The organism is Mycolicibacter acidiphilus (assembly GCF_018455725.1).
In the GTDB taxonomy this organism is placed as follows: Bacteria; Actinomycetota; Actinomycetes; order Mycobacteriales; family Mycobacteriaceae; genus Mycobacterium; species Mycobacterium acidiphilum.
In genome coordinates this window covers 1-1,064 of sequence record NZ_JAHCLR010000122.1, presented here as the reverse complement: position 1 = coordinate 1,064, position 1,064 = coordinate 1, and the positions used below count along the sequence as shown (strand labels likewise).

At 76.7% G+C, this 1,064-nt stretch carries 1 protein-coding gene and 1 pseudogene; both read right to left on the bottom strand.

The window, feature by feature from the left end:
* Nucleotides 1-807: PGRS repeat-containing protein (locus tag KIH27_RS23135; protein WP_372451456.1), on the bottom strand; the 807-nt coding region annotated here is incomplete at its 3' end.
* A gap of 42 nt (nucleotides 808-849) precedes the next feature.
* Nucleotides 850-1,064, bottom strand: a pseudogene (locus KIH27_RS22100) (exosporium protein); the annotation flags it as partial.

Here is a 1,064-nt window from a genome sequence, read left to right as displayed (position 1 = left end):
GGCGGTGTCCGCGGTGCCCGCCCCGCCGATGCCGCCGGTGCCGCCGACGCCGCCGACGTTCAGCAGCAGGCCCATCCCGGCGCCGCCGGTGCCGCCGTTGCCGCCGTCTCCGCCGGTCAGACCGGCACCACCGGCGCCGCCCGCGCCGCCGATCCCGAACTGCGTCCCACCGGCGCCGCCATCGCCGCCCGTGCCGCCCGTGCCGCCACTGCCGCCGGTGCCGCCGTTGCCGAAGAACCCGGCGTCGCCGCCGTTGCCGCCCGCGGCACCGTCCGCGGTGGCGTTGTACCCCGCGCCGCCATCGCCGAACAGCCAGCCGGCGTCGCCGCCGTTGGGGTCGGTCGCGGTGCCGGCGGTGCCGTCGCCGATGACCTTCGAGCCGGCCACGGTGTTGATGAAGCCGTCGACGGTCTGACCGAACGGGCTGTGGATCCAGTTCTCGATGCTGGTGTGCAACCCGGTGTAGAGGGGGAGCAGCAGCGTCGTGTAGTCGCCGAGCTCACCGGCGCCCAGGCCGGCGCCGGCGGCCGCGGACGACGCCTCGTCCACGCCGGGCAGCTGCTGATCCCAGGTGGCCGGGTTGAACCAGCCGTCCAGGTCCAGGCCGTGCGTGTCGGGTCCGGCGGTTGCGACGGTGCCGGTCATCGCGTCGACGAGGTCGGTCAGCCAGTCGAACTCGCCGTCGGCCTGCGCCGACGGTGCCAGCGGGCCCAGCCCGAACGCCAGGAATGCTCCCGCTGCGGTTCCGGCGCCCAGCGCCCGACGACGACGCGCGGCCCGACGGCCGGTGCGGTGCTGCTCACTCACTCGAATGCCCTATCTCGCTGCTGATTTCGGGGACTGCGGTGGTTACCCGGGGCTGCCGGCCGTGCCGACACTGCCGTCGGCGCCGGCCGCACCGACGCTGCCGCTGGCACCGGTGCTGCCCTGCGTGGGCGTACCGGTGTTCTGTGATGCCGAACCGCCGGCGCCGCCCGCTCCGGCCGCGCCGCCGGCGCCGCCCTGACCGGCGGCTCCGGCCGCGCCGGCCGCGCCGGCGGTCCCGGCACTGCCGTTGACGGCCG